This window comes from Sphaerisporangium sp. NPDC049002 (genome assembly GCF_040649355.1).
In the GTDB taxonomy this organism is placed as follows: Bacteria; Actinomycetota; Actinomycetes; order Streptosporangiales; family Streptosporangiaceae; genus Sphaerisporangium.
On record NZ_JBEZFH010000316.1, the window covers coordinates 1 to 6,185 of the forward strand.

Sequence of the window (6,185 nt, forward strand, 5' to 3'; positions counted from 1 at the left end):
CGCGAGCGCCCCGTACGTGATCGTGGGCACGACCCCGGACGTCTGGATGCCGTCCGACCTCGACGCCGCCGTCGTACGGCTGGACACGCGCTCGGACGCGCATCCCTCTCTCGGCCGATTCGCCCGTACGGTGACCGGCTGCTGGCGACGGTCGGACCTGGCGGGAATCGACGCGATCAGCGAGCTGGAACCTGGACGCGACGGCGCGAAGGGGTTCGATCCGGAGACGGGCGCGGCGCTGCTGGCGTTCTGCCGGGGGGATCCGAGCGTGACCGCCGAGGAACAGGCGGCGATCGCCCGGATCCTGTCCGCGGACATGCCCGAGTGGCTGTGGCACGATCTCGGGCGGATGTCCGGCCAGATGGGCTTCGCGCTCGCCTCGGCCGTACGCGACCTCGCGCCGATCGACACCTCCGAACGCTGTGCCGCGCGGTGCGCCATACTGGCCCTGCGCGACCCCGGCCTGCCCCCGCCCCGGCCCGTGAAGCGACAGGACACGCGGGACGCGCTCCGCCGCGAGGCCGTACGCGCGCTCGCCGCCGCCCGTGACCTGGACGAGCTCGCGCACGCCGCGAGCACCGCCTACGCGGTCGGCGCGCCCGTCGCCGCGTCCGACCTCGCGAGCGCCACGCGCGCGCTGGTCCGCGACGGCAGGGGCGATCTTGGGGTGCTGCTCGAACGGTTGCCGGCGGACCTTCGCGAGGCGGCGCTCGACGGGGCGGTCCACGGGATCGAGGAGTCGCAGGCCGCGATCCGCCACAGCATGCTGTCGGACGCGGTGTGCGGGCATCTGGAGTCGCGCGACCTGCCGCACGCGCCGCGCACCGGGACGGCGGTCGTGCTCTCCCAGCTCCGGCGCGAGCGGATCTCGCGGGTCGACGCCACCGTGAAGCTGATCAGGCTGGGCTCCGGCGTACGGGACGACATGACGGAGGAACGCGACGCGGCCCTGCTGACCGTCTGGGAGACGCCGCCCGGCACCGCCGAGTGCGCGGCCCTGGTCGGCCGGCTCGGCACCGCCATGAGCGCCTCCCCCCACCTCAGCGACCTGCCCATCCGTACGTTCCTGGCGGCGGGGCTGGAGGACCCCGGCCTCGTCCGGCTCGCCGAGCTGGTGCGCGACACGGTGCCCGGCTATCCCGCCACGGACGCCGAGGTGGTGCTCCTGTCGGCCGGGGTCGGCGAGGCGGCCCGCCCCAAGGACGCGGCGGCGTTGCTCCAGCGGCTGGAGGGCCTCGGCCCTGAGGCCGACGAGGAACTGCTCCGCGAGGCGACGGCCTTCGCCGCGCGTGCCCTGACCCGGCGGGACCCGAGGTTCAGGGCCGAGGTCATCAAGGAGTCGCCCCCGGCCGGGCGCGCCGGGCTGTCGCGCGCCTGGCTGGACGGCCGCAGGGGCCGCGACGAGCAGGTGGCCCTGCTGGAGGTGGCGGTCCGGCTCCACCTGGCGGCGGAGACCGTACCCGACCTGGACGCCTGGGCGCGGTCGCGGCTCAGCAGCTGGTCGCTGTTCGGCTCGGTGGAGTCGCACTTCAAGCACGACGGCGAGCTGGCGGCCGGGCTGAGGGACATGGCCAAGGGACGACGCGGCCCCCCCTGGAAACGCGAGCCCCGCTGATGCCGATCGCTGTGGCGTTCCTGATCGCGTTGTGGGTCGCGTGCATGTACTTCGGGTTCCTCTACGTCTTCCCGATCGTGGGCGTGCTGACCTTGGTGGCGGCCACGCTGGTGGGGGCCGGCCAGTACTTCCTGCGTGCCGGGCGGGTACTGCTGCCCGCGACGGCGGACGGGGCGTCCCCGGCGGTCCCCGGAGCGGCAGGGGGCGAGCGGGACCCGGCCTACCGGCATTACCTCTTCAGCCAGGTTTCGCTGGACTGGTGGCAGATCCTCCGGTCCGCCGTCCCCGCCATCGGCGAGGCCGCCAGGACGGTCCTGAGCACGGTGACGCGGCGGCTCATGACGAACGTCCAGGGCTTCTTCCTGCTCCCCGTCTGGCTCGCCGTCGTGGCCGGGGTCGCGCTGGCCGTGATCCCGCTCGGGGCCGTCGGGCTGGCGTTCACCTCCGCGTACGCGCTGGTGGTCGCGGCCGGGACGCTGGCGTGGGTCATCTGCGCGCTGCTGCTGCTCGGCCTTGAGCAGATCTTCATGCGGGCACGGCGGATCCTGCAGACCTGCCCGCACCCCGGGTGCTACGCCCGGATCGCCCTGCCCGAGTACGCCTGCCCCACCTGCGGCGAGCGGCACAGGCGCCTGACCCCGAACCGCGACGGGGCGTTCCGGCACGTGTGCCGGTGCGGCACGCGGCTGCCCACCGCCATCGTGCTCGGCCGCTTCCGCCTCCAGGCGTACTGCCCGAACTGCGAACGCGCGCTGCCCCACCGGATCGGCCGCGCCAGGATCGAGCCCCTGCCGTTCGTCGGCGGGCCCGACGCGGGCAAGACGACGTTCATGGTGCTCGCGATCAACGCCCTCCACGGCGTGGTGAAGGACGCGCGGGGCCGCGCCGGCTTCGTGGTCCAGGGCGACGAGATGGCCTTCGCCCGGTTCCGCCGGGAGCTGCGGCTGGGCAAGGTGTCCAAGACCACGACCGCGGCGCCGTCCGCGACGATGGTGGACATCACGCTGCCCGGCGCGAGGACCCGCAGCGGGAACCGCATCCTGTACCTCTTCGACCCCTCCGGCGAGGGCTTCACCGGGGCGACGCGGGTCGAGGCGATGAGCTACCTGGCGCACGGCGAGGCGATGCTCATCGTGGTCGACCCGTTCGCCCTCCCGCTGGTGCAGGAGAGCCTGTCGGCCGCCGAACGGCAGTCCCTCGAAGCCGCCGGTGTCGTGCTGTCCGCCGAGGATCCCTCCGACACCTTCCAGCGGGTCAGGAACGAGCTCGCCGCGCGCGCGGACGGCGGGCGGCAGAAGCGGGTCGCCGTGGTGGTCACCAAGGCCGACCTGCTCCGCGGGACCGACGTCGGCCGCGACGCCGACCGGCTGCCCGCCTGGTTCGACGGCGTCGGCCTCGGCAACATGATCCGCGACCTGGCCAGGACGGCAGGCGAGGTGCGGTACCTCGCCTCCGGCCTCCCGGCGGACGACGCCGCCATCGGCCGCCTGCTGGCCTGGCTCACCGGCCTGCCCGTGGCGAACGGGCCGTCGCCGGACGGCGTACCGCAGAGCGGGCGCACTGACGCGGGCCGGGACGGCGACACGAGCCGGGACGGCCCCCGAGGCGCGGACGGAGACGACAGCGCGAGCCGGGACGGCGCTCCCGGCCCGGGCGACGACACCGATCTCGGCATGGCCGACCTGCGCCCCCCGTGGACGCCCGGCAGGGGCGGCGAAGGAAGGGCGCCTATCACCTACCGGCTCTTCCGCTGGGTGATCTTCGGCACCTCGGCCCTGCTCGCCGCCGCCGCCCTGGCCCTGCTCACCCTGCGTGCGGTCTCCCTGCTCAAGGGCTACGTAACCGTTTAGCGCATTCTTCCCGTTCGTCCAGTTTGGCGACTCCCACATGGTCGGTAATGAGTCCAAAGGCGAGGCGCGGATGGAATGCTGGACCGACGGCGATCACGAGGAGAGCAGCGATGACCCACCCCTTCAGCACACAGCCCGCGCCCCGGCACACCCCTCTCAGCGCGGAGGAAAAGGTCCGGAGCGAGGCGAACTTCGCCCCGTACGTCGCCCAGACGCTCCTTGAGAAGGGGCGGTTCAGGGTGAGTGCCGACACCCAGGAGATGGTGGACCTGTTCCAGGCGGTCGCCCGCCGGGTGGGTGACATGCTCCAGCGGCCCGTGGTCAGCTACGCCAACGGCAGGTACATCGTGATCGCGTTCGGCCAGGAGGAGACCCCCGGCCCTGGTACTCAGGGGCCGGGGGTCTCCTCACGCGCCGGGAACGCCGGTTTCGAGCAGGCGGCCCTCTGACAGCCGGAGCCGGCGGCCGATCCCGATCTCGGCGAGGAACCGCTCGTCGTGGCTGACCACCACGAACGCGCCCTGGTATGACCGCAGTGCGCCTTCAAGCTGGGCCACGCTGACCAGATCGAGATTGTTCGTCGGCTCGTCCAGCAGAAGCAGCTGCGGCGCCGGTTCCGCGGAAAGGACGCAGGCCAGGGTGGCGCGCAGCCGCTCTCCGCCGGACAGCACCCGGGCCGGGAGGTGGACGCGGGCTCCCCGGAACAGGAAGCGGGCGAGCAGATGCATCCGCCGCGACTCCGGCATCCCGGGCGCGAACGCCGCCAGATTCTCCACGACGGTGCGGTCGAGGTCCAGCAGGTCCAGCCGTTGGGACAGGTAGGCGACCCGGCCGTCGGCCCGCCTGGTCTCACCGGCCTCCGGCTCCAGATCGCCGCTGATCACGCGCAGCAGGGTGGACTTGCCGACACCGTTCGGGCCGGTCAGGGCGATGCGCTCGGGCCCGCGGATGGTCAGGTCGGCGCCCTCCCCCGCGAACAGGGCACGCTCGCCGTAGCGCACCTGTATCCGCTCGCCGAGGAAGACCGTGCGCCCGGCCGGCACGCTGGTATCGGGCAGTTCGAGCGCGATCTTCTGCTCGTCGCGCAGGGTGCGGCCCGCCTCGTCGAGCCGGGACCTGGCCTCGCTGAGCCGCGCGGCGTGCGTCTCGTCCGACCTTCCCGCCGACTCCTGCGCGCGCCGCTTCATCGTCCCGGCGAAGATCTTCGGCAGGCCGGCGCTCTTGAGGTTGCGGGCGGCGTTTCCCGCCCGGCGCTCGGCCCGCTCCCGGGCCTGCCGCATCTCCCGCTTCTCCCGCTTGACCTCCTGCTCGGCGTCGCGGACGTTCTTCTCGGCGACCTCCCGCGCGGCGCGCACGGCCTCCTCGTAGGCGGCGAAGTTCCCGCCGTAGGACCTGACCTCGCCCCGGTCGAGCTCGGCGATGCGGTCCATGCGGTCGAGCAGTGCCCGGTCGTGGCTGACGAGAAGCAGGCAGCCGTTCCAGTCCTGGAGCACGCCGTAGAGCTTGTGGCGTGCGTCGAGGTCGAGGTTGTTGGTCGGCTCGTCGAGCAGCAGGACGTCGGGCCGCCTCAGCAGCTGTCCCGCCAGGCCGAGGGAGACGACCTGGCCGCCGCTGAGGGTGCGCAGGCGCCGGGTGAGGGAGACGTCCCCGAGCCCGAGCCGGTCCAACTGGGCACGGGTGCGCTCCTCGATGTCCCAGTCGTTGCCGATCGTGGTGAAGTGCTCCGCGCTCGCGTCTCCGGACTCGATGGCGTCCAGTGCCCTGATCACCGGAGCGATCCCCAGGACCTCGGCCACGGTCAGGTCACCGGCCAGCGGCAGTGTCTGGGGCAGGTAACCCACCACCCCCTCGGCCGTGACCGAGCCCGAGGCCGGGCGAAGCGCGCCGGCGATCAGCCTGAGCAGTGTGCTCTTGCCGGCGCCGTTGGGCGCCACCAGGCCGGTGTGTCCCGCCGTGACGGTGAACGAGAGGTCCTGGAACACCGGGGTGTCGTCGGGCCAGGAAAAGGACAGGTTGGAAACAACGATCTGGGCGTCGGACATCGAATCGCTTCCGCTTTCGGCCGGCACGGCGCAGCCCGCCCGGCGACATGGTCAGGACACGAGGACATCGCCAACCGGCGGCCGCGCGAGGGGCGCGTCACCGATGGCCATGGGATCCGGGATCACCCGGAGATGTCGTCGTCGCCTGCCATGTCATGCTCCGTTTCGCCATTACCGCCTGGCTACGCTACCAGCCGAAGGCCGCCCACGCGCTCGCGGACGGCCCGGCGCCCGTCTCAGGCGGGCACGATCCAGGTGGCCTTCGCGGCGGCGACCAGGGTGCCGTCGGTCTCGTACACGGCGCTCTGGCCGAAGAGCTTGCGGCCTTCACGTCCCGTGGCGCGCGCCACGACCGAGTACGTACCGTTGGGGTACACGCGCCGGAAGACCTGCGCCGTTATGCGTCCCAGCAGGCCCGGCCCGCCGGAGCCCGCGTGGGCCCAGCCCGTGGGGCAGTCGAGCGCGGCCCAGACGAGGGCGTCAGGGACGACACCGTCCTCGTCGGTGATGGTCATCGGGACCCGCCAGCCGGCCGCGATCAGATCGGTGCCCTCGACGGGACCCGGGAAGATCCGCAGTCCGTCACCCGGGTTGCGGAGGCCGCAGGCGAGCGCCGGGTCGCGGCCTCGATCCTGTTCCAGGGGCTGGCCGCGCGGCTGTGGTCTCCGGTCGTCGGGG

At 73.0% G+C, this 6,185-nt stretch carries 5 protein-coding genes; 3 read left to right on the forward strand and 2 right to left on the reverse strand.

All coding sequences use genetic code 11. The features are described 5' to 3' along the window. From AB0B89_RS34165 to AB0B89_RS34175, 3 genes are all read left to right on the forward strand, one after another. Positions 1 to 1,615: hypothetical protein (locus AB0B89_RS34165; RefSeq protein ID WP_358561194.1), on the forward strand; the 1,615-nt coding region annotated here is incomplete at its 5' end. Then, complete coding sequence (locus AB0B89_RS34170) at positions 1,615 to 3,465, forward strand: hypothetical protein (protein ID WP_358561197.1); 1,851 nt, start codon at positions 1,615 to 1,617, stop codon at positions 3,463 to 3,465. The genes AB0B89_RS34165 and AB0B89_RS34170, both read left to right, overlap by 1 nt. 110 nt (positions 3,466 to 3,575) lie before the next feature. Beyond that, a complete protein-coding gene (locus AB0B89_RS34175; RefSeq protein WP_358561199.1) occupies positions 3,576 to 3,914 on the forward strand; it encodes a hypothetical protein in 339 nt (112 codons plus the stop codon). On the opposite strand, the gene abc-f is transcribed toward AB0B89_RS34175, so the two are convergent. Together abc-f and AB0B89_RS34185 are read right to left on the reverse strand one after the other, a co-directional pair. Next, positions 3,873 to 5,507 (reverse strand): ribosomal protection-like ABC-F family protein, encoded by a 1,635-nt coding sequence (abc-f, locus tag AB0B89_RS34180; RefSeq protein ID WP_358561202.1) that lies wholly within the window; start codon positions 5,505 to 5,507, stop codon positions 3,873 to 3,875. The two genes, AB0B89_RS34175 and abc-f, sit on opposite strands and share 42 nt — an antisense overlap. 236 nt (positions 5,508 to 5,743) lie before the next feature. Continuing rightward, positions 5,744 to 6,185: hotdog fold domain-containing protein (locus AB0B89_RS34185; protein ID WP_358561205.1), on the reverse strand; the 442-nt coding region annotated here is incomplete at its 5' end.

Excerpts from the sequence above, each read along its gene's own strand:
- AB0B89_RS34170 (WP_358561197.1), top strand. The coding sequence starts at position 1,615 with ATGCCGATCGCTGTGGCGTTCCTGATCGCGTTGTGGGTCGCGTGCATG.
- AB0B89_RS34175 (WP_358561199.1), top strand. The coding sequence starts at position 3,576 with ATGACCCACCCCTTCAGCACACAGCCCGCGCCCCGGCACACCCCTCTC.
- abc-f (WP_358561202.1), bottom strand. The coding sequence starts at position 5,507 with ATGTCCGACGCCCAGATCGTTGTTTCCAACCTGTCCTTTTCCTGGCCC.